Source organism: Vibrio sp. Y29_XK_CS5 (genome assembly GCF_024181835.1).
Lineage (GTDB): Bacteria > Pseudomonadota > Gammaproteobacteria > Enterobacterales > Vibrionaceae > Vibrio > Vibrio harveyi.
In genome coordinates, this window is record NZ_JAMZAM010000010.1 from 14,428 (window position 1) to 39,687 (window position 25,260).

At 46.2% G+C, this 25,260-nt stretch carries 24 protein-coding genes; 15 read left to right on the forward strand and 9 right to left on the reverse strand.

Translation table 11 applies throughout. From position 1 onward, the window contains the following. Positions 1–22 precede the first annotated feature (22 nt). Positions 23–652: a DUF3157 family protein gene (locus tag NL647_RS24845; protein ID WP_253650769.1), complete on the forward strand. Its 630-nt coding sequence runs from the start codon at positions 23–25 to the stop codon at positions 650–652. A gap of 38 nt (positions 653–690) precedes the next feature. Here NL647_RS24845 and NL647_RS24850 read toward each other — a convergent pair whose 3' ends face one another. Then, the gene (locus NL647_RS24850) at positions 691–1,344 is read right to left on the reverse strand and encodes a hemolysin III family protein (protein WP_005450987.1); all 654 of its coding nucleotides are present in this window, start codon (positions 1,342–1,344) and stop codon (positions 691–693) included. A gap of 72 nt (positions 1,345–1,416) precedes the next feature. Next, on the reverse strand, positions 1,417–2,223 hold the full coding sequence (locus NL647_RS24855) for a sporulation protein (RefSeq protein WP_253650770.1): 807 nt from the start codon (positions 2,221–2,223) through the stop codon (positions 1,417–1,419). Positions 2,224–2,519: 296 nt separating this feature from the next. On the opposite strand from NL647_RS24855, the gene NL647_RS24860 reads away from it, so the two are divergent. The 5 genes from NL647_RS24860 (at position 2,520) to NL647_RS24880 (ending at position 6,482) form a co-directional block, all read left to right on the forward strand. After that, positions 2,520–2,687 (forward strand): hypothetical protein, encoded by a 168-nt coding sequence (locus NL647_RS24860; protein ID WP_005450993.1) that lies wholly within the window; start codon positions 2,520–2,522, stop codon positions 2,685–2,687. Between the two features lie 122 nt (positions 2,688–2,809). Next, positions 2,810–3,076, forward strand: a complete 267-nt coding sequence (locus tag NL647_RS24865; protein WP_005450994.1) for a YihD family protein — start codon at positions 2,810–2,812, stop codon at positions 3,074–3,076. Positions 3,077–3,388: 312 nt separating this feature from the next. Beyond that, positions 3,389–4,810, forward strand: coding sequence for a cytochrome c oxidase accessory protein CcoG (ccoG, locus tag NL647_RS24870; RefSeq protein ID WP_005450996.1), 1,422 nt, complete (start codon positions 3,389–3,391; stop codon positions 4,808–4,810). A 48-nt stretch (positions 4,811–4,858) separates the two neighbouring features. Further along, the gene (locus tag NL647_RS24875; RefSeq protein WP_005450998.1) at positions 4,859–5,845 is read left to right on the forward strand and encodes a serine/threonine protein kinase; all 987 of its coding nucleotides are present in this window, start codon (positions 4,859–4,861) and stop codon (positions 5,843–5,845) included. A 34-nt stretch (positions 5,846–5,879) separates the two neighbouring features. Next, positions 5,880–6,482 carry a thiol:disulfide interchange protein DsbA/DsbL gene (locus NL647_RS24880; protein ID WP_005451000.1) on the forward strand — a complete coding sequence of 201 codons (603 nt, stop codon included), beginning with the start codon at positions 5,880–5,882 and terminating at the stop codon, positions 6,480–6,482. A 42-nt stretch (positions 6,483–6,524) separates the two neighbouring features. Here NL647_RS24880 and NL647_RS24885 read toward each other — a convergent pair whose 3' ends face one another. After that, positions 6,525–7,403 carry an acyltransferase gene (locus NL647_RS24885; protein ID WP_005451002.1) on the reverse strand — a complete coding sequence of 293 codons (879 nt, stop codon included), beginning with the start codon at positions 7,401–7,403 and terminating at the stop codon, positions 6,525–6,527. Positions 7,404–7,567: 164 nt separating this feature from the next. Here NL647_RS24885 and NL647_RS24890 point away from each other — a divergent pair, with 164 nt between their 5' ends. Together NL647_RS24890 and NL647_RS24895 are read left to right on the forward strand one after the other, a co-directional pair. Next, the gene (locus tag NL647_RS24890; protein WP_017190999.1) at positions 7,568–8,524 is read left to right on the forward strand and encodes a DUF2860 domain-containing protein; all 957 of its coding nucleotides are present in this window, start codon (positions 7,568–7,570) and stop codon (positions 8,522–8,524) included. 149 nt (positions 8,525–8,673) lie between these two features. Beyond that, on the forward strand, positions 8,674–9,507 hold the full coding sequence (locus NL647_RS24895) for a GGDEF domain-containing protein (RefSeq protein ID WP_038897975.1): 834 nt from the start codon (positions 8,674–8,676) through the stop codon (positions 9,505–9,507). A 2-nt stretch (positions 9,508–9,509) separates the two neighbouring features. On the opposite strand, the gene NL647_RS24900 is transcribed toward NL647_RS24895, so the two are convergent. Continuing rightward, on the reverse strand, positions 9,510–11,033 hold the full coding sequence (locus NL647_RS24900; RefSeq protein WP_005451005.1) for a YifB family Mg chelatase-like AAA ATPase: 1,524 nt from the start codon (positions 11,031–11,033) through the stop codon (positions 9,510–9,512). Positions 11,034–11,496: 463 nt separating this feature from the next. Between NL647_RS24900 and ilvG the strand changes: the two genes are divergently transcribed. The 5 genes from ilvG to ilvA are packed head-to-tail and all read left to right on the forward strand — an operon-like array spanning position 11,497 to position 17,797. Next, positions 11,497–13,143 carry an acetolactate synthase 2 catalytic subunit gene (gene ilvG, locus NL647_RS24905; protein WP_038897973.1) on the forward strand — a complete coding sequence of 549 codons (1,647 nt, stop codon included), beginning with the start codon at positions 11,497–11,499 and terminating at the stop codon, positions 13,141–13,143. 11 nt (positions 13,144–13,154) lie between these two features. After that, positions 13,155–13,439, forward strand: a complete 285-nt coding sequence (gene ilvM / locus NL647_RS24910) for an acetolactate synthase 2 small subunit (protein WP_005440786.1) — start codon at positions 13,155–13,157, stop codon at positions 13,437–13,439. A gap of 12 nt (positions 13,440–13,451) precedes the next feature. After that, on the forward strand, positions 13,452–14,390 hold the full coding sequence (gene ilvE / locus NL647_RS24915) for a branched-chain-amino-acid transaminase (protein ID WP_005451015.1): 939 nt from the start codon (positions 13,452–13,454) through the stop codon (positions 14,388–14,390). Between the two features lie 13 nt (positions 14,391–14,403). After that, complete coding sequence (gene ilvD, locus NL647_RS24920) at positions 14,404–16,245, forward strand: dihydroxy-acid dehydratase (protein WP_005451017.1); 1,842 nt, start codon at positions 14,404–14,406, stop codon at positions 16,243–16,245. Positions 16,246–16,249: 4 nt separating this feature from the next. Further along, on the forward strand, positions 16,250–17,797 hold the full coding sequence (ilvA, locus tag NL647_RS24925; protein WP_005429804.1) for a threonine ammonia-lyase, biosynthetic: 1,548 nt from the start codon (positions 16,250–16,252) through the stop codon (positions 17,795–17,797). A 37-nt stretch (positions 17,798–17,834) separates the two neighbouring features. Here the strand turns inward: ilvA and punR are convergent, their stop codons facing one another. Next, the gene (gene punR, locus NL647_RS24930) at positions 17,835–18,737 is read right to left on the reverse strand and encodes a DNA-binding transcriptional activator PunR (RefSeq protein WP_005451018.1); all 903 of its coding nucleotides are present in this window, start codon (positions 18,735–18,737) and stop codon (positions 17,835–17,837) included. A gap of 153 nt (positions 18,738–18,890) precedes the next feature. On the opposite strand from punR, the gene punC reads away from it, so the two are divergent. Next, entirely contained in the window at positions 18,891–20,096 is a 1,206-nt protein-coding gene (punC, locus tag NL647_RS24935) for a purine nucleoside transporter PunC (protein ID WP_187992605.1), read from the forward strand. A gap of 82 nt (positions 20,097–20,178) precedes the next feature. On the opposite strand, the gene NL647_RS24940 is transcribed toward punC, so the two are convergent. Then, positions 20,179–20,955 carry a transporter substrate-binding domain-containing protein gene (locus tag NL647_RS24940; RefSeq protein WP_009699091.1) on the reverse strand — a complete coding sequence of 259 codons (777 nt, stop codon included), beginning with the start codon at positions 20,953–20,955 and terminating at the stop codon, positions 20,179–20,181. Positions 20,956–21,077: 122 nt separating this feature from the next. Here NL647_RS24940 and NL647_RS24945 point away from each other — a divergent pair, with 122 nt between their 5' ends. Next, positions 21,078–21,818, forward strand: a complete 741-nt coding sequence (locus NL647_RS24945) for an amino acid ABC transporter permease (protein ID WP_009699092.1) — start codon at positions 21,078–21,080, stop codon at positions 21,816–21,818. A gap of 85 nt (positions 21,819–21,903) precedes the next feature. Here the strand turns inward: NL647_RS24945 and glmU are convergent, their stop codons facing one another. The 3 genes from glmU to atpD form a co-directional block, all read right to left on the reverse strand. Further along, a complete protein-coding gene (gene glmU, locus NL647_RS24950) occupies positions 21,904–23,265 on the reverse strand; it encodes a bifunctional UDP-N-acetylglucosamine diphosphorylase/glucosamine-1-phosphate N-acetyltransferase GlmU (protein WP_009699093.1) in 1,362 nt (453 codons plus the stop codon). 149 nt (positions 23,266–23,414) lie between these two features. Then, a complete protein-coding gene (locus NL647_RS24955; protein ID WP_005429758.1) occupies positions 23,415–23,837 on the reverse strand; it encodes a F0F1 ATP synthase subunit epsilon in 423 nt (140 codons plus the stop codon). An 18-nt stretch (positions 23,838–23,855) separates the two neighbouring features. Beyond that, positions 23,856–25,259, reverse strand: coding sequence for a F0F1 ATP synthase subunit beta (atpD, locus tag NL647_RS24960; protein WP_005451025.1), 1,404 nt, complete (start codon positions 25,257–25,259; stop codon positions 23,856–23,858). Position 25,260: the final 1 nt, after the last annotated feature.

Here is a 25,260-nt window from a genome sequence, read left to right on the forward strand (position 1 = left end):
GACTCAAATAAAAGGTATAACAATGAAAACATGGATCACTCTGGCGACCCTACTCGCCTCTTCATCCGTTTACGCAGCTGAAGTCGTGAAGCTAGCAGATGGGCGCGAAGTAAAATTGAATGACGACTTCACATGGGAGTACGTCGTGAAGAAAGCAGCGTCTGAAAACACATTAGAAAAAGTTGAGGCGGTAGAGGCGGCTGCGGTTGTTGCATCAACAACAGCCGTAGAAGCAGTCACCACGCAAACCACTAAAGCACCTGAGATTGCAACAATTCCAGTCGTAAACAAAAAAGTGGGCACAACCATAGTCGTGAATGCGAAGAAGCCGACAATGCAGCTGTCCAACTCTGGTGTGGATGTGTTGATTGGTTCAGCGCGTTATGAAGACGGTGAACTGATCCTACCGACCTCAGTAACCAATCAAAGCTCACAATCGGTGATTCAGGTTGAAGTGGAAGTACAGGTATTCGATATGTCTGGTAAACCGTTGGCGAAAGAAAGCTTCACAGTTTGGCAATCCATAAAACGTATGGCAGACACTTACCTACGTCCGCAACAAGCTGAGCAAGGTAAAGCAATCAAGCTGGCAGTACCGCAGTCGCAGCAATACCAGTTCTCGGCAGAAGTATTAGAAGTAAAGACCCGCTAATACAATAAAATATGCTTAGTCGAGTCTATTTCTATCAACTAGATAGGCTCGACAAAGTAGTAAATAGCGAAGAAATGGCATACACACCCCGCCAAAACAAAGCCGTGCCAAATTGCGTGATTAAATGGGATTCGTTTCGCTACGTAGAAAATCACCCCAATTGAATACACCAATCCACCCGCCGCTAATAGTGTCAAGCCACCAATATCTAAATTAATCGCCAACTGATAAATCACAATCAGCGACAACCACCCCATCACCAGATACGTCATCAAAGACAGCTTCTTGAATCGATATACAAATGCAACCTTCATGATGATACCAATCAGCGCAATGGTCCAAATCACAATCATCAGCCCAATCGCTAATGGAGTACGCAGACTCACCAATAAAAACGGCGTGTAGCTGCCTGCAATCAAAAGATAGATGGCGCAGTGATCGAAGGTTTTCAGCCAACGTTTAGCTTTGGGATATGGAATGGCGTGGTAGAGCGTGGATGCCAGAAACAGGACAATCATACTAGAGCCGTATATTGCCATGCTGGTAATGGTCAACGTATCCGCTTGGTGGTCGATCGCCTTGATTAAAAGCAACACCAAACCAACGATGCCAAAAATCATCCCAATACCATGAGTGATCGAGTTGGCTAGCTCTTCGCCCTGACTGTATTGTGCTTTCTGTGGTGAGGACATGAACGCGCCTATACTAGAGTTTCGAATATTCACTCTAGTATGGCACATTAAGCTTACACGTGTAAGCTTAAATTATGACTCGTGGGCAGCAGTGGTTTGCTCAAGGTAATTCAGTACCAGCGGACCTACATCTTCTAATTGGGTGCTAACTGGAATGCTCAGTTCTCGTTTAAGTTTGCCGCTGCCTAGTAGGCTCGCCAACATGCCACTCGCCCCACTTCGTGTACGGTCAACTTCAAACCAAAGTTTAAGAGCCTGCTCGTCGCGATGAGCAACAAACTCTAATTCACGCCATACGCCATGATATGGTCCATCGGTTGGCACCATTTCAAACTCTTGCACGAATGGCAAATCAAAGCCTTTCACTTCTTCACACTCGACTTGGCGGATACGCAAACCTTGCGATTCAAAAGCAGACAAAATGGCATCCATAAGTGGGTCAGGTCTAACAGTAAGAATGTCTTTGTCGGTAGGGTCGAGCGCCATCGCAACGTCTAGGCCGGTCTCTAGCCAAACTTTGGCATCACCAATGGTCACAGGCGTATTCCAAGGCACATCGAGTTTAACCTCAAAAGTACGGTCTTCGCCGGGATGGATAGTAAATGCGTATGGGAGGTTCCAGTTAGCAAGCACATGCGTTTGCGGTACCCGACGCATGCTGTGTCCTTCGCGAGCTCCGCGATCATCAGGCGCTTCTGCAATGTAACGGCAACAAAGCTTCAGATCGATGTTGTCGATCGCTTGTTCAGTCGCTCCGCCATACACGTGGATAGAAACATCAACGCTCTGACCGGGATACAGTACATCTTGGTTTAGGATCGAATCGACCTTAGCACTGCCGATCCCAAAACTCGCAAGTGTCTTCTTCAAAAATGACATATGCACCTCCTTCGTAGAGATCTCATACTACTACTGCTGATCATGGGATCAAAACAAATTTTCGTCTCGATTTCGCACAGAAAACCATAAAATCCATACAATTCAACTGCTCAACTATCGACCAATTATAGCAGGAGTGCTAACCTATACATGATATGCATGCATATCGTTATTCCTGATGCATTATTTGGATTGGCGAGAGCCAGAAGAGCCACCCTTCAAGCAGTTGAAGCTCAACTCATAATGAATCAGGCCATTACATCGGCAATGGATATGCCTGGCAGTTAGGTATCTAAATGCGCCCAACAACAGTCAGGTTCGCACATACTAATCGTAGTGCAATGCGCCGTCGCAGTGGTTTCACTACTGCGCCAAAGGCAAAACAAGTTGCGCCAGCAATGACTCTGGTTGAGAAGACAGCGGTTATGCCAAGTGTTCCAAACAAAGTTATCAAAGCAGCTTAATTAAAAAGCGCGGCAATCACCGCGCTTTTTTCTTTACTCCCCTACCTTTCCTATTTGGTGTTCGCCAAGCAATTTGATACCTTTAGTAGCAAATAACACCTATAAATTCTGTGGAGAAAGAAATGAAGTGTCATCGTATTGAAGAGTTGCTTGAGCTTCTAGAGCCTGAGTGGCATAAAGACCAAGAAATGAACCTGCTGCAGTTCATCCTAAAGCTAGCAAATGAAGCTGGCTATGAAGGCAAACTGGAAGATCTCACCGACGACGTGTTGATCTACCACCTAAAAATGCGCAACAGCGGCAAAGATGAAATGATCCCAGGTCTTAAGAAAGACCAAGAAGATGATTTCAAGACAGCAATCCTACGCGCACGCGGTATCATCAAGTAAACCGCTCAACACCCAAGCATTGATAAGCGACTCATTTGAGTCGCTTTTTTTATAACTAAATCAAACAGTTTAAAAAGGTGGTTATAACTGTTCAGTCATTTATTAGGTTAACTGTACTGACTTTTGTTGTTAAACGTTGACTGCGTTAAAGAAACGGAATTGTTATTGATTGTATAATCGCCGTTCATCAGTATTTACTAAAATAATTATGTTCAGCCATGAATCATGGCATGGACGAAGCAGCAATGTCATCGAGCGACATCACTAGAAGTGTCGCCGTACATTATAAAAAGCCTAAAGAAGGATGTATGCATGAGTCAGGATAAGATTGATATCAAAGATGTGACTCCAAAAACCTTTAACCCGAAAACCCACAAAGGGAAAGGGGATCGTTTCAACCCAAGTAATCGAATCTATGTTCGAGAAAGTAAAGGCACCTTTCAGAAACTCCGTCGCTACGGCGGTTGGTTTTTATTGTTGCTGTTTGCATTGGTACCATGGATTCCTTACGGCGAGCGCCAAGCCATTTTGCTGGACATCGGTAACCAGCAGTTCAACTTTTTCGGCACAACGCTGTATCCACAAGACCTTACCCTACTCGCACTGCTGTTTGTAATAGCAGCATTTGGGCTGTTCTTTATCACCACCTTCTTGGGGCGGGTTTGGTGTGGCTACTTGTGCCCGCAAACCGTGTGGACCTTCATCTATATTTGGTTTGAAGAGAAGCTCGAAGGCAGTGCAAATAAACGCCGAAAGCAGGACTCCAATAAGCTGACTGCAAATTTAGCCATGCGCAAAACCCTCAAACACATTGCGTGGTTTGCGATAGCTCTTGCGACAGGCTTTACCTTTGTTGGCTATTTCGTACCCATGAAGCAATTAGTCGTCGACTTTTTCACCTTTAATGCCAACTTCTGGCCCGTATTTTGGGTGATGTTTTTTGCTATTTGTACTTACGGTAACGCTGGCTGGATGCGCTCTATTATGTGTATTCACATGTGCCCTTATGCGCGTTTCCAATCGGCTATGTTCGATAAAGACACCTTCATCGTGGGTTACGACACCAAACGTGGTGAAAAGCGTGGTCCTCGTTCACGCAAAGCCGATCCAAAGCAACTTGGTTTAGGTGACTGTATCGATTGTGATTTGTGTGTTCAGGTATGTCCGACTGGTATCGATATCCGGGATGGCTTGCAGTATGAGTGTATCAACTGTGGCGCGTGTATTGATGCATGTGACAACACCATGGAGCGCATGGGTTACGAGAAAGGTCTGATCAACTACACCACAGAGCATCGACTCTCAGGTAAGAGTACCAAAGTCATGCGTCCAAAACTGCTTGGTTATGGTGCGGTACTGTTAGTCATGATTGGCTTGTTCTTCCTACAAGTGGCATCGGTTGATCCAGCAGGCATGAGCGTGCTGCGTGACCGTAACCAATTGTTCCGCGTTAACAGCTCAGGCGAAGTAGAAAACACCTATACCTTAAAAGTGATCAACAAGACCCAACAAGTTCAAGAGTACGACTTGAACGTCGAAGGTTTGAGTGATGTCAGCTGGTATGGCAAACAAACCATTCAAGTTGAACCAGGAGAAGTATTAAACTTACCAATGAGCCTTGGCGCAGATCCTGACAAGCTAAACTCTGCGATCACAACAATTCAGTTTATACTCACCGATAAGAGCAACGAATTCACCATTGAAGTGGAAAGCCGATTTATCAAGAAGCTATAACTTCGATGACCAATGGAAAAAGGCTCAGCAATGAGCCTTTTTATTTATATGTCCCAAGGCACCTTCAACTTTGATGCCCTCACGCCAGACTTTATGTGGTACGCGTTAGAGAGCATCGGTATTCGAGCGGAATCTGGATTTCTCGCTCTCAACAGCTACGAAAACCGCGTTTACCAGTTCACCGATGAAGAACGCAAGCGCTATGTGGTGAAGTTCTACCGTCCAGAGCGCTGGAGCAATGAACAAATTCAAGAAGAACATGACTTCACCCTTGAATTGATCGACAACGAAATCCCAGTTGCTCCACCCGTGCGCATCAACGGACACACCCTACACCATTACCAAGGCTACGGCTTTGCTTTGTTTGAGAGTGTGGGAGGTCGTCAATATGAAGTCGACAACTTAGATCAGCTAGAAGGTGTCGGTCGTTTTTTAGGGCGCATCCACAAAGTAGGCAGCCGCCAAGCCTTCCAGCATCGCCCAACGATTGGCTTGCAAGAATATCTTTATCAGCCAAGAAAGATTCTGCAAAACGCTAACATGATCCCAATGCATTTAGAGAACAGCTTCTTCAACGATTTAGACATGTTAATCAAATCGATTGAAAGCCACTGGCAGGATGGTTTCAATACCATTCGCCTACACGGAGATTGCCATCCGGGCAACATCTTATGGCGCGATGGTCCCATGTTTGTCGATTTGGATGACTCACGTAATGGTCCAGCAGTGCAAGACTTATGGATGCTACTCAATGGTGAGCGCCAAGATAAACTAATGCAGTTGGATATCGTCTTAGAAGCTTATCAGGAGTTTTGTGACTTTAACTCGGCAGAATTGAAACTAATCGAACCACTTCGCGGTCTACGAATGGTGCACTATATGGCATGGCTAGCAAAACGTTGGCATGACCCGGCATTTCCGCTCGCTTTTCCATGGTTCAATGAGCCAAAATACTGGGAAGGTCAGGTCCTTGCATTTAAAGAGCAGATTGCCAACTTAGAAGAAGCACCACTGTCTTTAATGCCTCAATGGTAAGTCAGGCCGAACAATTCAAAATGGAGATATTTAAATGAAAAAGCTGTTCGCACTGTTTTCTATGCTGATGCTAAGCCTGTCGGCACATGCAGCGCAATTCAAAGAAGGTGAACATTACAAAGTATTGGATCTAGAGGCATCGAAAAAGCCTGTAGTGACTGAGTTCTTCTCTTTCTACTGCCCACACTGTCATTCATTCGAGCCTATCATTCAGCAGCTGAAACAAAAGCTACCTGAAGGCGTAAAACTACAGAAGAACCACGTATCCTTCATGGGCGGAAACATGGGGCCTTCAATGAGCAAAGCATACGCGACCATGGTTGCTCTAAAAGTAGAAGATAAGATGGTGCCTGTGATGTTTAACCGTATCCACAACATGCGTAAGCCACCACGTGACGATGCTGAAATTCGTCAAATCTTCCTAGACGAAGGTGTGGACGCGAAAAAATTCGACGCAGCATTCAAAGGTTTCGCAGTCGATTCAATGGTTCGCCGTATGGACAAGCAATTTGAAAACAGCGGTCTAACAGGCGTTCCTGCAGTTATCGTTAACAATAAGTACCTAGTTCAAGCGCAAGGCATTAAGTCAATGGACGAGTACTTTGCACTAGTAAACTACTTGCTAACGCTTAAGTAATCTGTGCAAAAACAAGAAAGGGGAGCACTGTGCTCCCCTTCTTTATTTGTGTATTTCTTGCAGCAGTTGATCTTTCTCCTGCCAAACATCACCAAGCCATTGTTGGAACTGGCGTTTATACGGCTTGTCATTAAAATAATCGCCCAATACACGTTCGTCGACAGGAAGCACTTTCACACGCACGACAATCTTGGTCATACGCCCCATAAGAATATCTTTAAATGGCTTCTCCGTATTATCTGGATATGCCAAGGTCACATCAATGATGTTCTCAAATTGCTCACCCATTGCCGCTAACGTATAAGCAATACCACCTGATTTTGGCTGCAACAAATATTGATAACCCGCTCGACTTTTACGCTGCTTCTCTTGTGTAAAACGCGTTCCTTCCACGTAATTCACTACTGTAGTTGGTGTATGTTTAAACTTGGCGCAAGAGCGGCGCGTCGTTTGCAAATCTTGTCCACGTTTATGTGGATTACGAAGCAGATATTCACGAGAATAGCGACGCATAAATGGCATATCTAATGCCCAACAAGCCATACCGATAAAAGGCACGTAAAGTAACTGTTGTTTTAAGAAAAATTTAGGCATAGGGATGCGATCTTTAAATACGCAGCACAGTACAACAATATCAGTCCAACTAAGATGATTACTGATCAGTAGGTACCAACCATCTTTCTTTAAGTTTTCTCCGCCTTGAACATCCCATTCAACGCGATTAAACAAAGCAAGGATGCCTGCATTGACTGTAGCCCAAACCCACATCATTTTGTTTGCAGCTTCGGTACCCTTGGCTTTGAGCTTTGCTGTTGGAAGCAAAAGCTTAAAAATGGCAATGATACAAATAGCGATGGAACAAATCGCAGAATTTATAATCACAAAAGAAGCGTTAAAAATGAGTAACAAATATGCCAACATGGTAACCAATCAGTAACTAGTGTACGTGAACAATAAAACAGCGTGTAATTATACGAATCCGTTGCCACATTGGAATATTTGTAATAATGGTCAGATTTGTTTCACTGTAAAACCGGACCAACGCTCAACTAACATTCTTCATTCGACAAACAAGGAGAAAGCGAATGAATCCAAGGCTAACCTTACTGCCTTTGGCTCTTATCGTCAGTACAGCTCAGGCTCAACTTGCTGAAACAGCAGGTTTTAGCGGTGAAATTTCGCTCAATGCAGGCTTCGTTTCATCAGAATCTCATTTCAATACCGATAATAGCAGCACCATCAACTCTCTCGATCAAAGCGCTGAGAGTGATAGCTCCTTTATTGCTGCGCCATTAGGCAACATCGCTTATACATTTGGTAGCAAACTCAACCAGCAAGTATACGTTGGTACTACGCGTGCCGATATTGCAGTGGGTACTTTAGCGTTCCAGTTAGGATATCAGTACCAATTGCCATCAGGCACAATATTAGATGTATCTTACCTTCCTACCGTTTTAAAAGGTGAAACGTGGCGCAACCCATATAAAACAGGTTCTGCAAGACAAACCACTGACGAAGGTGGCAACGCGTACCGCTTCCAAATCAAACGCTTCTTAGATGACAACTTTAACCTTGATTTGGCATACGCAGACAAAGATGTGGAAAAAGATGAAGTCACTGACCGCACTTTAGCCCGTGACGCGAAAGTATATTACGTAAAAGGCGATTATCGTATCCCGTTGAGTCGCACATCAATGCTACAACCTGCTTTAACCTACATTAATCAAGATGCCGTTGGTGATGCCGAGTCATTTGATTCATATGGTTTAGACTTAAGCTGGTTCCAATTTATGAACCGTCACCGCTTTGCCTTAACCGCTGGCTACACAATGAAAGACTACCAATCAGCAAGCAACACGTTTGGTAAAACACGTAGCGACGACACATTAAGTCTGTTTGCGGCATACGAATACGAAAATGTATTCGATTGGCAAAACTGGTCGTTCATTTCTCTGGCTGGCTACAGCAATACCGATTCGAATATCACTTTCTACGATGAGAAAGAATATTTAGTTTCAGTTGGTATGAACTACAACTTCTAAGATCGATACTCGCAGTAAATGGGATCCATTTGCTGCGAGTATAAAATGGACTGATCGTCACAATAAAAACAATTCATTGCTCAAACAATAGCCAATCGAACGCTCTTGTGGATAATATGCACCCTATTTATTATTTGCGAGAGCCATACATGCACATCGATCCTCAATACGCTTCCGAACAAAACTTAATGAGCGTTCTTTCCAAGAACTTTCCGGGTTTTATCGCTGTGCGAAAAGAGACAGGTGAACATGTCGCCCTCAACCAGCGCTACCGTGCTTTCTTCGAAGAAGACATTCTCGGCATCAGCTTAGACAACATGATCACAGATTGTGATAACGAAGACCTACGAGATCTGTTACTTCAATGCAAACGCAACGATCAAGCTTTGATCGACAGCAAAGCCCCGATGCGAGTGGATATTGAAACCTTTCAAAATCACCACTTTGAATCTATGCGCTACCTTACCGAAGTTAATGGTGAGCGTCATATCGTATTGATGGCATGGGATATAACAGCGCGTATCGAAGAACAAAACCAGTTAAAACAAAGCCTGCATTACGATCACCTAACAGGTGCATTAAATAAAAAAGCGTTGATGTCAGCCATACAAAAGGGCTGTGACTGCTGCGTTGTGGCTTATCTTGATTTGGATAAATTCAAGCAAGTTAACGACACTTATGGTCATGCTATTGGAGATAAAGTACTGATCGACTTTGCTACCTTAATGATGCAAAAACTGGGAGAGAATGGCACGCTCTACCGAGTTGGTGGTGATGAGTTTGTCGTCCTATTTGATTGCATGCCATTATCCAGTGCTCAAGACATCCTGTTGAATATTCGCCAATTTGTAGAAAATGATATCCATCTACATGGTATCTCATTCAGTTTTGGCTTGGTGGAGTGCCAAGAGAATCTTGAGCAATGTATCGAGCATGCAGACCAAGCACTCTACCAAGATAAACGCAACCGAAAGCAGGCTTAAATTTATACTGCCTGCGCCGTCAACTGTTTGAGTAATCTATCCATCGCTCGATACCCCAATGCTTCTGCAAGGTGAGTTCGTTCAATTTGTGGTGAACCTTCCAGATCAGCGATAGTACGCGCAACTTTGATGATGCGGTGATACGCGCGAATCGACAATCCCAAGCGGTGCAAAGCGTTCTCTAGAAACTCGGCATCGCTTTTTTGTAGCGGGCAAAACGCTTCAATCTCTCGACTGCCCAACAGTGCATTAACCTTACCGCTGCGATTGAGCATATCATTGCGTGCTTGATTTACTCGTTCCTTGACCGCCGCTGTTGGTTCCCCTCGATCGCCCCCTTCAGATAATGTGCCTTTCGGCAAAGCAGGAATTTCCAGCGACATGTCAAAACGATCTAGAAGCGGACCTGATAAACGTCCAAGGTAGCGCAAAATAGCTTGTGGATTCGTCCGTGCTTGATTCCCTTCATAATATCCTGTCGGACTGGGGTTTAATGCACCAACCAATTGGAATCGAGCAGGAAAGCGCGTTTTACCTTGCGCTCTAGAGATAATAATTTCTCCTGACTCCAAAGGCTCTCGCAAAGAATCGAGTACCTTACGGTCAAACTCCGGCATCTCATCTAAAAACAACAACCCATTATGGGCTAGAGATATCTCGCCCGGTCTTGGTACTGAGCCACCTCCGACTAAAGCAGCCATTGAGCTGGAATGGTGCGGAGCGCGGAACGGTCGCGTCTTCCAATTGTGTTCATTGATTTCACTTTGAGTCAGCGACGCCACAGAAGCGGTTTCCATGGCTTCTTCATCGCTCATCTCTGGCAATAAATCACATAGCCGTGATGCCAACATGGTTTTACCTGTACCTGGAGGACCAAGAAAAAGTAGGTTGTGATTGCCAGCCGCAGCAATTTCTAAAGCGCGTTTACCTTGTTGTTGACCAATGATGTCTTGTAAATCACGACCGTGCGTTTTGGTCTCTTTTTTCTTCGGGGTTTGATATAAATTCAATTGATGCTGACCACAAAGCTCAGCACACACTTCCAGTAACGATTGGGCTGATTTATGCTGCTCTTTACCCACTAATGCCGCTTGATCACCATTCGCATGAGGCACCACTAAACGACGCTGTTTTTTATTCGCAGCCAACGCAGCAGGTAGCACGCCTTTTACAGGTCTCAGCCCTCCAGAAAGGGCTAATTCACCAACAAATTCGTAGTTTTTGAGCTTATCTGTCGCGATTTGTTCTGAAGCAGCCAAAATCCCTAATGCAATCGGCAGATCAAAGCGCCCACCTTCTTTGGGCAAGTCAGCAGGAGCCAAATTGACCGTAATTCGTTTTGCTGGAAACTGAAAGTTGGAATTAACGATCGCACTTCGGACACGATCTTTCGATTCTTTTACTGTGGTTTCCGGTAGACCCACCAGCGTAAACCCCGGCATCCCATTGCTGATGTGGACTTCCACGCTTACCGACGGCGCTTGCACACCCACACTTGCTCGACTATGAATGATTGCCAGCCCCATAATTTCCTCAAATTTTTGTTCGTTATATAACCAGATGTTTTCTATATGGATATGTTATATAGCCTGTCCAGAATGGTACTTAATGTGAAAAAAGAATGACTTTTTGCTTGTCATGCAGCAGATTTGTGTGTTACCACTAGTGACGCAAACATTTTCGTAGAACATTACACACTACTTTTTAACGAAAAAAAGAACGACAGACAGATGAACTTATTCGCTCACAACAACTCACTGCTAGCCCTGATTATCGTGGTCATTATTGGCACCGCGCGGGGTATTGTGGGCGAAAGATAACCACAAATTACGAAAAACCCCCGCACTGAAAAGTCCGGGGGTTTTTTTACAACTACAAGTTGTCATCTGTCTAACCCTCAGACAGCTTAACGGGAAGAATGGGAGTGCACATGAAGTGCAAAACACATGGCGATAGCTACGAGCCACAACGTAGCAAAGGAGGTTTACGATGACCGGTGCAGAACTAGTCGTAGCCGCTTTAAGGCAACAAGGCATCGAAACGGTGTTTGGGTATCCGGGTGGAGCCATCATGCCGATCTACGATGCCTTGTATGACGGAGGTGTGGAACACATCTTATGTCGTCATGAACAAGGGGCTGCCATGGCCGCCATAGGGATGGCCCGCGCAACACAAGACGTTGCGGTTTGTATGGCAACTTCCGGACCAGGAGCCACCAACCTTGTTACTGGTCTTGCCGATGCCTTTCTCGATTCCGTTCCTCTAGTAGCCATCACAGGTCAGGTTGCTAGCTCTCATATCGGTACCGATGCATTCCAAGAAATGGATGTGATTGGTATGTCCCTAGCTTGTACCAAACACAGCTACCTAGTGACCGACATTGAAGACCTTGCTCCAACACTTGCCGAAGCGTTCGAAGTTGCAAAAACAGGTCGACCAGGTCCAGTGATTGTCGATATCGCCAAAGACGTTCAGCTTGCCCAAGCACCCACAGAACTTCTGCCTCCTTTTGTTCCACCAGCCCCTCCATTAGCAAGTGACGCCGATATCCAGCGCGCACAAGAAGTACTTGCCGCTTCAACTCGCCCAGTTTTATACGTCGGCGGTGGTGTACAGATTGCCAAAGCGACAGATGCAGTACGCGAGTTTCTACGGTTAAACCCAATGCCAGCGGTCAGCACGCTGAAAGGCTTGGGCACCATTGAACGTCATGACCCACACTATTTAGGTATGCTGGGTATGCACGGCACTAAAGCTGCGAACCTAGTAGTTCAAGAATCTGACCTTTTGATTGTGGTTGGGGCTCGTTTTGATGATCGTGTGACGGGCAAACTCGATACCTTTGCGCCGCATGCCAAAGTGATTCATATCGATATCGATGCAGCCGAAATTCACAAGCTTCGCCATGCTAATGCACCACTTCGCGGTGAAATCAGCAAGATTCTTCCTCAACTAGAACTGACTCAAGATATCTCCCCTTGGGTGCATCACAGCGAAAGTCTGCGTAGCGGATTCAAATGGCGTTACGACCACCCAGGCGAGTTGATCTACGCACCGCTACTACTCAAACAACTGTCTGACATGATGCCGGATAGCTCAATTGTGTCGACCGACGTCGGTCAGCACCAGATGTGGGCAGCACAACATATCCAACCACGCGATCCGCAAAACTTCATCACTTCGGCCGGTCTTGGCACCATGGGTTTTGGTCTGCCAGCCGCAATGGGTGCCGCGGTCGCACGTCCTGATGATCAGTCTATCCTTATTACAGGTGACGGTTCATTTATGATGAACGTGCAGGAGTTGGGCACGCTAAAGCGTCGTCAGATTCCAGTGAAGATAGTCCTTCTTAACAACCAACGTCTTGGCATGGTTCGCCAATGGCAGTCGCTATTCTTCGACGGTCGTCATAGCGAAACCATTCTTGATGACAACCCAGATTTCGTGATGCTTGCAAAAGCCTTCGATATCCCGGGCAAGACCATCACCAAGAAAGAAGAAGTCGAACCGGCTCTCAAAGAGATGCTAGAAAGTAAGACTTCTTACATGCTTCACGTTTTAATCGATGAGGAAGAAAACGTGTGGCCACTTGTACCGCCAGGTGCATCAAATAGTGACATGTTGGAAAACACTTAAGAGGCAATCACATGGACAGATATTTACTCGACATCAAAGCCGACGACAAACCGGTACTGTTAGAGCGCGTTCTTCGTGTGATTCGTCACCGAGGCTTTGTGATCAAACAAGTCGCAGCTACCCAAAACCATGAAAGCAAAGTAGCCAGCGTAGAGATCATCGTCGACAGCGATCGACCTATCTCGTTCTTGGTCAATCAAATTGAGAAGTTGTGGGATATTCGTACCGTAGAAGTACTTAAGATCCGCAACGATGAACTCCCAAATCACAACTTACAACAACACGTAAGTGCATAAGGAAGGCAATAAATGGCAACGAAAACTGCAGATTACATTTGGTTTAATGGTGAGATGCTCCCGTGGGCTGAAGCGAACGTTCACGTTCTTACTCACGCAATGCATTACGGCACCTCTGTTTTTGAAGGCGTACGCTGTTACAACACGCCAAAAGGACCAATTGTCTTCCGTCACCGTGAACATGCGCAACGTCTAAAAGATTCAGCCAAGATTTACCGCTTCCCGATTCCATACTCTGTGGAAGAAATTATGGAAGCAACACGTGAAACCCTTCGCCAGAACAAACTCGACAGTGCTTACATTCGTCCATTGGGCTTTGTGGGCAATGTTGGTCTGGGTGTTTGCCCGCCTGTTGGCACAGAAATGGATCTGATCATTGCGGCTTTCCCTTGGGGGTCTTACCTAGGTGAAGAAGCGTTAGAGAAAGGTGTTGATGCGATGATTTCAAGCTGGAACCGTGCAGCACCAAATACTATCCCTACCGCAGCGAAAGCAGGTGGTAACTACCTATCTTCACTGCTCGTCGGCGGTGAAGCTCGTCGTCACGGTTATGATGAAGGCATCGCTCTCAGCGTAGATGGTTACTTATCGGAAGGCGCAGGTGAAAACATCTTTGTTATCAAAGATGGCGTCATCACAACACCACCAGCAACCAGCGCTATTCTGCCAGGCATCACTCGCGATTCAATCATGACCATTGCGCGTGATAAAGGCTATGAAGTTCGTGAAGCAAACATTGCTCGTGAAGCCCTTTACCTTGCTGACGAAGTCTTCATGACAGGCACAGCCGCTGAAGTCGTGCCTGTTGCAACCATCGACAAAATTGAAGTAGGCAGCGGTAAGCGCGGTCCTATCACCAAAGAACTACAAGCGGCCTATTTCGGCCTATTTAACGGCACCACGGAAGATAAGTGGGGCTGGTTAGACTATGTGTACCCAGAACAGAAGTAAGAAGGATTAGGAAATGCCAAAATATAGATCAGCAACCACCACACATGGTCGTAACATGGCGGGAGCACGTGCATTGTGGCGTGCCACTGGCGTCAAAGAAGAAGACTTCGGTAAACCAATCATCGCAGTAGTAAACTCATTTACTCAGTTTGTTCCGGGTCACGTACACCTGAAAGATATGGGTCAGCTTGTAGCACGCGAAATCGAAAAAGCTGGCGGTATCGCAAAAGAATTCAACACCATCGCCGTTGATGATGGTATCGCAATGGGTCACGGTGGCATGCTGTACTCATTGCCTTCACGCGAACTGATCGCAGACTCCGTTGAGTACATGGTAAACGCACACTGTGCCGATGCTATGGTGTGTATCTCTAACTGTGACAAAATCACTCCGGGAATGTTGATGGCATCAATGCGTCTCAACATTCCTGTTATCTTTGTTTCTGGTGGTCCAATGGAAGCGGGTAAAACCAAGCTTTCCGATCAGATCATCAAGCTAGACCTTGTTGATGCAATGATCCAGGGCGCAGATCCAAAAGTTTCTGATGAGCAAAGCGAACAGATCGAGCGCAGTGCATGCCCAACGTGTGGATCGTGTTCAGGCATGTTTACCGCAAACTCGATGAACTGTTTAACTGAAGCACTCGGTCTTTCTCAGCCAGGCAACGGTTCTATGTTGGCGACTCACGCAGACCGTGAACAGCTATTCCTTAACGCGGGTCGACGTATTGTTGAACTGACTCGTCGTTACTACGAGCAAGATGACGAATCCGCATTGCCACGCAACATCGCAACCTTTGATGCCTTTGAAAATGCTATGGCACTGGACATCGCTATGGGTGGCTCAACTAATACGATTTTGCACTTATTGGCAGCAGCGCAAGAAGGCGAAGTCGATTTTGATATGGAAGATATCGATCGCCTGTCTCGCCAAGTACCGCACCTGTGTAAAGTCGCACCGTCCACTCAGAAATATCACATGGAAGACGTGCACCGCGCTGGTGGTGTAATGGCTATCCTTGGTGAGCTTGACCGTGCCGGTCTACTGCACAATGATGCGCGCACCGTACTTGGTCTTTCCATGAAAGAGCAGCTCGCAAAATACGACATCATCCAAACTGAAGACGAAGAAGTACTCAAGTTCTACCGCGCAGGTCCTGCAGGTATTCGTACTACACAAGCATTCTCACAAGATTGTCGCTGGGATCGACTTGATGATGACCGCGCTGAAGGTTGTATTCGTGCCAAAGACAATGCTTTCAGCCAAGAAGGTGGTCTAGCTGTTCTATCTGGCAATATCGCACTTGATGGCTGTATCGTTAAGACCGCTGGCGTTGATGAAAGCATTCTTAAGTTCACTGGTCCTGCCGTGGTTTTCGAGAGCCAAGAAGACGCCGTTGAAGGCATCTTAGGCGGAAAAGTTAAAGCGGGCGACGTGGTAATTATCCGCTACGAAGGTCCTAAAGGTGGTCCGGGCATGCAAGAAATGCTGTACCCAACCACTTACTTGAAATCGATGGGACTCGGTAAAGAGTGTGCACTTCTGACTGACGGTCGCTTCTCTGGAGGCACATCAGGTCTGTCTATTGGTCACGCCTCTCCTGAAGCGGCAAATGGTGGTGCGATTGGTCTGGTAAAAGAAGGCGATATGATCGCAATTGATATTCCAAATCGTTCAATTTCACTCCAAGTATCTGAACAAGAGCTTGCTGAGCGACGTGCAAAACAAGACGAACTAGGCTGGAAACCTGTTGACCGCCAACGTGAAGTTTCATTTGCACTTAAAGCTTACGCAAGTATGGCGACCAGTGCTGACAAAGGTGCAGTACGAGACAAATCTAAGCTCGAGGGCTAGCTTTATGAGTCAACCCTTTCCCTTAAAACAGGAAAACCAATCTGGTGCAGATTATCTGCGCCAGATCTTGCGAGCTCCTGTGTATGAAGTCGCGACAGTCACCCCATTGCAAGAAATGCCTCGCCTTGCTGCACGCATTGGTAACAATGTGCAAATCAAGCGCGAAGATCGCCAGCCCGTGCACTCGTTCAAACTGCGCGGTGCTTACAACATGGTGGCAAGCCTGTCTGAAGCACAGAAAGCCGCTGGTGTCATTGCTGCATCCGCAGGTAATCACGCCCAAGGCATGGCGCTTTCGGGTACAAAGCTAGGCATAAAAACCACCATTGTGATGCCAAAAACCACACCAGATATCAAAGTCGATGCGGTACGCGGGTTTGGTGGCAACGTGGTGCTGCATGGCAGTAATTTTGATGAAGCAAAAGCGGAAGCTGAGCGCCTATCCGAGTTAAACGGTTATACCTTTGTCCCACCATTCGATCATCCACTGGTGATTGCAGGTCAAGGTACTATCGGCATGGAAATGCTGCAGCAAAATGGTCACCTGGATTACATCTTCGTACCTGTTGGTGGTGGCGGTTTAGCCGCAGGCGTAGCGGTGCTTGTGAAGCAGTTGATGCCAGAAATCAAAGTAATTGCGGTCGAGCCAGAAGACTCTTCATGCTTAAAAGCAGCTTTGGATGCTGGTGAGCCAGTCGTACTAGACCAAGTCAGCATGTTTGCCGATGGCGTCGCAGTAAAGCGCATTGGTGAAGAGACGTTTCGTCTGTGCCAAAAGTACATTGATGGGCATATCGCAGTCTCCAGTGATGAAATCTGCGCTGCTGTGAAAGACATCTTTGAAGATACTCGTGCTATCGCAGAACCTTCCGGCGCACTTGCTCTAGCGGGCTTAAAGAAGTTTGCTGAGCAAAACAAACTCGAAGGCAAAAATCTAGGCACCGTACTGTCAGGCGCCAACACCAACTTCCATGGTTTGCGTTATGTTTCTGAACGCTGCGAGCTTGGTGAGAAACGTGAAGGTCTGCTTGCGGTCACCATTCCTGAGCGTCAAGGTGCCTTCTTTGAGTTCTGTAACCTCATTGGCGGTCGTGCCGTAACGGAGTTTAACTATCGTTACAACGATGACGCACTGGCGAATATCTTTGTCGGTGTGCGTTTGCAAGGCGGTCAGGAAGAACTAGAAAACATCATCCATGACTTGCGTGATGGTGGTTACCCTGTGGTTGACCTCTCTGATGATGAAATGGCGAAACTGCACGTACGCTACATGATTGGTGGTAAGCCATCTAAGCCACTCAAAGAACGCCTCTACAGCTTTGAGTTTCCAGAATATCCGGGAGCGCTACTGAAGTTCTTGAGTACACTCGGTACCCATTGGAATATCAGCTTGTTCAACTACCGTAACCACGGCGCTGACTACGGACGCGTTTTATGTGGTTTCGAGTTAGATGAAAGCGATTTAGCTCAGTTTTCTGCGCATTTGCGCGAACTTGGCTATCAATGCAAAGACGAAACAGATAACCCGTCTTACAAGTTTTTCTTGTCTTAGACCCGCCAAAGCCACTTTCCTTGAAAGTGGCTTTTTGTTAGTACTGCAGCCAATCCTGATGCAGTTTATTTGGTGTACCTAAGTAATCCACCATCCATTGAATCAACTTGTGATTGTCATCTTTACGCCACACCAAACAACATTGGCTCAACGGTTTATCATCCTCCAGGACTTTTTCCACCAGCACACCATCGTGGATCAGTGGCATAGCAATATGGCGCGGCATGTAACCGACTCCTACTCCATTCTTCAGACATTCGATCGCGCTATACCAATTAGGTAACAGCAGACGACGCTGTTTCGGATAATGACCAGTATGACGTTTTGGCAGCACGTTCGAGGTATCATCGAGACAGATCGCCGGAAATTGACTCACAAACTCTTCTGTCAGGACTTGCTGGCGAACACAAGGGTGCGCAGGTGACATAACAAATGCCCAATCCAATACCCCCATGTCTTTTACTTCAAAATCACCCCCAACTGGAATCGCTGACGTTGCACCGACGACAATATCAGCACGCCCTTGGGCAATCGCTTCCCATGAGCCGTTAAACACTTCCATGTTGATTTGCAGCTCAGCAAATTCAAACTCACGATAAAAATCTTCAACCAAAGGCTTAAGCTTATCGAGTTTAACCACGTTATCCAGTGTGAGCTTCAATGTTGACTGCCAACCATGTGCCGCGCGGCGAGTTTGTGCTTTCACTTCAGCCATTTGTCGTAGCATTAAACGCGCTTCTTCAATGAACAACTCTCCAGCTGGTGTCAGTTCCACTTTTCTCGGTAATCGACGGAACAACACTACATCGAGATCTTGCTCTACTTGACGAACACCGTAGCTGATCGCAGAAGGGACTTTATGCAGCACTTCAGCAGCCGCAGTAAAACTGCCCAATCGAGCAACGGTATCGAGCATTTCCAGTGAAGACTTGGAGAACATGATTTCGACCTTTCAAAATTTTTGATTGATAACCAATAATTTTAGCGTTTTATTTTCTTAAAATCGAAAAATAGAATGGCGAGGTAAATAAATCAGGGTTGGCGCCAACTGATATTGACTAAAAAATGATTAAATAATTTGATTGGTTGAATCATGAAAATATCAAAACTACAACTCGTTTACCTTGCAGCCTTGTCTATGCTTGGCTTTATTGCGACCGATATGTACCTACCTGCGTTCAAAGCGATGGAAATCGACTTTGCAACAGGTCCAGAACAAATCGCACTTTCACTGACCGTATTTCTTGTTGGTATGGCTTTTGGTCAATTGATGTGGGGCTTGGCTTCAGACAAATTTGGACACCGTAATACACTGGCAGCTGGTTTAGTGCTGTTTACTGTTGCTTCCTTCGGTCTCGCATTCAGTGAGCAAGTGTGGCAACTATTAGCACTGCGCTTTGTTCAAGCAATTGGTGTCTGTGCCCCAGCTGTTATTTGGCAAGCGATGGTGATCAAACGTCACTCTAGCAGTAGCCAACAGATTTTTGCGACCATCATGCCGCTGGTGGCTCTGTCTCCAGCATTAGCACCTCAATTAGGTGTACTGCTCGCAGATAGTTTCGGTTGGCACAGCATTTTTGTAGCGTTGACACTGATGGGCGTACTGCTTGTCGTTGCGACAATGGCGCAAAAAAAAGACAAGGCAGAAACAAAACAAACCAGCATGTCGTCTGACATCAAAGCACTTCTAGGATCTAAAACTTACCTAGGCAACGTGTTTATGTTTGCAACGGCATCTGCAGCTTTCTTCGCTTACCTAACGGGTATGCCAGAAATCATGTCTCAACTCGGCTACGAAGCAAAAGACATCGGTTTGAGCTTTATCCCACAAACCATTGCTTTCATGGTGGGTGGTTACCTAGGTAAAGTTGGTGTTCGCAAATTTGGTGATGAAAAAATTCTGCGTCAGTTGATCGGTTTATTCAGTGTTGCCGCGTTGCTTATCTTCGTAGCTTCGCAGTGGGAATTGACCTCCATCTGGCCAATCCTAGCGCCTTTCTGCCTGATTGCGGTAGCGAATGGTGCGCTGTACCCAATCGTAGTAAACCGTGCATTGGCAAGTGCGAAGCAAAGCCCTGCAACCGCAGCTGGTTTGCAAAACAGCCTGCAAATTACCGTGAGCAGCCTATCAAGCGCGCTAGTAGCAGCGATGGCAAGCCAAGCTCAGATGGTAACGGGTGTTGCAATCATCATCTGTATGGGTGGTCTGTGGATGGGTTACATCTTGTCTAACCGTGAATTGTCTAAACACTTCACAACTCCAGACAATGCTCGCGTAGTGAGTGAAGACGAGCTTTAGATTCAATTCAAAGTTATCTTAAAACAAAGAGCCGCTGCTGAGCGGCTCTTTTATTCTGTATTAGTAACAATAAGCAACGAACTTACATGCTCTTCAGTCCCCACTTTTCAGCGGTTTGCTCAAAGAAGCCTTGGGTTTTCTTTAACTCAACCCAATGATTGATGTAATTAATCCATACTTGATCATCTTGAGGTAGCAGCATCGCAATAGGGGTAGGCTTACGAGGCTCCTTCACCGGCACTATCGCCAGTTGCTTAAACTTGGTCACCAACGTTGCCGCTTCTACATTGGATGTTACCGATACATCAGCGCGGCGAGCTAATAATTCTTGGAAATCACGCGCAGGCGCTTCAATCACAATATGTTGTGCAGATGGAAAGAAATCTTTGACCATCTTTTCTTGTACTGTCCCCAGCGTAGCCGCCACTTTTACATCAGGTTTGTCAAAGTCAGCCCAATCAGAGAACTTCGCTAAGTCTTTCTTTTGTACAACAGGAACAAACGCAAGGTAGAAATACGGTTGGCTATAACCCGCAACTTTCGCTCGTGACATATTCAATGATGCACTACCCGTAATATCGTATTTGTTGGCAGTAATGCCATTGACTAGCGTTTTCCAATCGGTCGCGACGTATTCCACCTTAACACCAAGATCTTTGGCAAGCTCAGAGGTGACGTCAATATCAAAACCACGATAGCTATTGGTCGCTGGATCTTTCATCGTCATCGGATTCCAATCCCCTGTCGTCCCGACACGCAACACACCTTTATCTAAGATCTCTTGTAGACGACTTTCTGCATGAGCGACTTGAGTTATCGCAAGCAAACACATTCCTAGCGCAAGCAAAGTTTTTTTCATTTTCTATTCCCTTAAAAGAATGACGGTAGGAGATATTCCCTTTAATTATTAACCATTAGTACGGCTTCATTGATAACATAGCAGCAACAAAGGAAGTTTTTTAGTCAGTTCAGGGAGTAAATGTGAACTATCGACATCTATGCTTAGTTTCGCTGCTGTTTCTCACCGGTTGTTCCGATTATCAGTGGGGCTGGTATGTGCTTGACCCATCAACCGAGCAAGGGCTGACAAACATCAAGTTTTTGGTCGCCGGTTTTAATGACACGATCCAAGTGTCACTACTCAGCATGCTGTTTGCAATGACCATCGGATTGATCATTGCTCTTCCCGCCCTTTCTGACTCCCCAGTGCTCAAGTGGATCAACCGCGTTTATGTGGAAGTGATCCGTTCTATTCCCGTTTTGGTATTGTTGCTGTGGGTGTATTACGGAATGCCAACGTTACTCGATGTATCCTTAAACCACTTTTGGGCAGGTGTCATTGCGCTAACTATCGCAGAAAGTGCCTTTATGGCGGAAGTATTTAGAGGGGGAATCCAAGCCATCAGTCGCGGACAACACGAGGCAGCGGAGTCATTAGGGTTAAACTACTGGCAAAAAATGCGCTTAGTGATCCTTCCACAAGCATTTCGCCAAATCTTACCGCCGCTGGGGAATCAATTCGTTTATATCCTTAAGATGAGTTCGTTAGTCAGCGTAATCGGTCTAAGCGACTTAACAAGGCGTGCTAATGAATTGGTCGTGAATGAGTACTTACCATTAGAGATCTATACATTTCTCGTCTTAGAGTATTTGGTGCTGATTCTTTTGGTCTCTCAAGCGGTTCGCTGGCTAGAAAAACGCATAGCGATTCCGAGTCACTAAACTCTCCCTTTCACAACACTAGATACAACAAAGCCGCTCAGATGAGCGGCTTTGGTTTATTTCGGTTAAAGAAAGCAGCTGAGGCTTACTTTTGTTTTACCGGGCGTTGCCAACCGGTAATTTTGCGCTCTTTCGCACGAGTAATCACAAGCTCACCTTCTGCAACGTCTTTGGTTAATGTCGTACCAGCACCAATCGTTGCACCATCAGCAATCGTCACTGGCGCAACAAGCTGGCTATCTGAGCCAACGAAGACGTCGTTACCAATGATGGTCTTAAACTTGTTCGCACCATCGTAGTTACAAGTGATGGTACCTGCACCGATGTTAGTACGTTGACCGATCTCAGCATCACCTAGGTAAGTCAGATGGTTCGCTTTAGAGCCTTCGCCGATACGTGCGTTTTTCACTTCTACGAAGTTACCTACGTGAGAATCGTTACGCATTTCTGCGCCAGGGCGTAGGCGTGTGAATGGACCAACTGTACATTCTTCACCAACTGTTGCACCTTCAATCACACTGTAAGGACGAACCACCGTGTTATCATCGATTTCACAGTCTTTCAGTACGCAACCAGCACCGATTACGACGTTATCACCCAGTGATACTTTACCTTCGATGATCACGTTTGCATCGATTTCACAATCCATACCGCATTGCAGTTCACCGCGTAGGTCGAAACGTGCTGGATCACGCAGCATTACGCCTTGCTCTAATAGCTTCTGTGCTTGCATTGATTGGAATGCACGCTCAAGACGAGCCAGTTGAGCACGGTCGTTAACGCCTTCTACTTCAATCGCGTTTACTGGGTGCACCGCCTCAACCGCGCGACCTTCATCGTGCGCTGCCGCGATAACGTCTGTTAAGTAGTATTCGCCTTGTGCGTTTTCATTATTTAGACCAGCAAGCCAGCGTTTCAGGTCACCACCTGTCGCCACCAGCACACCAGTATTACATTCTTTGATGAGCTTCTGCTCTTCTGTTGCGTCTTTTTGCTCGACGATCGCCACTACTGGACCATTTTTGCGAATGATACGACCGTAGCCCATTGGGTTGTCTAGCATCACTGTTAGTAGTGCAATACCGCCTGTTGGTTGTGCATCTAATAGGTTTTCAATCGTTTCAGCTGAAATCAGTGGAACATCACCGTAAAGCACCAGTACTTTTTCATCGTCTTCAAACTTCGGAGACGCTTGATCAACCGCGTGACCTGTACCTAGTTGCTCCGCTTGCAGTACCCAATTAACCGGCTCTTTTGCTAGCGTTTGTTGCATTTGATCACCACCGTGACCATATACTAGGTGGATGTTTTGTGCGCCAAGACCTGTACATGTATCGATAACATGTTTTGCCATCGGCTTCCCTGCCAAAGTGTGTAGCACTTTAGGCATGTTCGAATACATACGGGTACCTTTACCCGCAGCAAGAATCACAGCACTGAATTTCATTAATAACCTATTGACGTTCTATTTTAATTGGGCGTTATTTTAAACAGCTTGAAAGGAATAGTTAATGGTGGGATGTAAATTTCCAACTAAAATTAATCAAAAAGGCGACCAAATGGCCGCCTTTTTTCATGCAACGTTGCTAATTGAGCTTAGCGACGCTTTTTGGTCAGCTCGATAACTCGTAGCTGAGCAATGGCTTTAGCCAGTTCACTGGCCGCTTGTGCGAAGTCCATGTCACCATGCTGATTCTGGATTTGCTCCTCAGCGCGGCGCTTGGCTTCTTCTGCCTTCGCTGCGTCTAGATCTTCACCACGAATCGCAGTATCAGCCAGTACTGTAGCAGTACCAGGCTGAACTTCGACCATACCACCAGAGACATAAATGAACTCTTCGTGGCCGTGCTGTTTCACAATACGCACCATACCAGGCTTAATAGCGGACAGCAGCGGAGTGTGACCGTGGAAAATACCCAGTTCACCTTCGCTACCGGTCACCTGAAACGTTTCTACACGACCAGAGAAAATACGTTTCTCAGCGCTTACTACGTCTAGGTGAAAGGTTATTGGTGCCATATCGCCTCCTAGTTAGCCTTATAGCTTCTTCGCATTCTCGATAGCATCGTCAATCGTACCGCAGTACATGAACGCTTGCTCTGGAATGTCATCGTATTCACCAGCTAGTAGACCTTTGAAGCCACGTAGTGTCTCTTTAAGAGGTACGTAAACGCCTGGGTCACCTGTAAATACTTCCGCTACGTGGTAAGGCTGAGTTAGGAAACGCTCAATCTTACGTGCACGAGATACAACTTGCTTATCTTCTTCAGATAGCTCGTCCATACCTAGAATCGCGATGATATCTTTCAGCTCTTTGTAGCGCTGAAGTGTCTGCTGAACGCCACGAGCTGTGTCGTAGTGCTCTTGACCAACTACTAGTGGGTCTAGCTGACGAGAAGTCGAATCTAGTGGGTCAATCGCTGGGTATAGACCCATAGCTGCGATGTTACGGTTAAGTACAACCGTTGCATCCAAGTGCGCGAACGTTGTTGCTGGAGACGGGTCAGTCAAGTCATCCGCAGGTACGTATACCGCCTGTACAGACGTGATAGAACCTTGCTTAGTTGACGTGATACGCTCCTGTAGTACACCCATCTCTTCTGCAAGAGTTGGCTGGTAACCTACCGCAGAAGGCATACGACCTAGAAGTGCTGATACCTCAGTACCTGCAAGCGTGTAACGGTAGATGTTATCAACGAACAGAAGTACGTCACGACCTTCGTCACGGAAACGTTCTGCCATTGTTAGACCAGTCAGTGCAACACGTAGACGGTTGCCTGGTGGCTCGTTCATCTGACCGTAAACCATCGCTACTTTAGATTCTTCAGGATTCTCAACGTTTACAACGCCCGCTTCCTGCATCTCGAAGTAGAAATCGTTACCTTCACGAGTACGTTCACCAACACCAGCAAATACTGATAGACCTGAGTGTTGAAGTGCGATGTTGTTGATAAGCTCCATCATGTTAACGGTCTTACCTACACCTGCACCACCGAATAGACCGATTTTACCACCCTTAGCGAATGGACAAACCAAGTCGATTACTTTAACACCAGTTTCTAGAAGTGCTGTTTCGTTTGATTGCTCTTCGTAGCTTGGTGCTTCACGGTGAATAGAGTAAACCTCTTCTGCACCGATCTCACCACGCTCATCAATCGCGTCACCTAGGACGTTCATGATACGACCTAGAGTTTTAGTACCTACTGGTACTGAAATTGGAGCGCCAGTGTTAACCACTTCAACGCCACGACGTAAACCATCAGAGCTACCCATTACGATACAACGAACTACGCCACCGCCTAGCTGTTGTTGAACCTCAAGAACTAGACGCTCTTTCGATTCTGTAACGTTTAGAGCGTCATATACACTTGGTACTTCGCTCTGTGGGAACTCTACGTCGACTACCGCACCGATGATCTGTACGATCTTACCTGTAGCCATC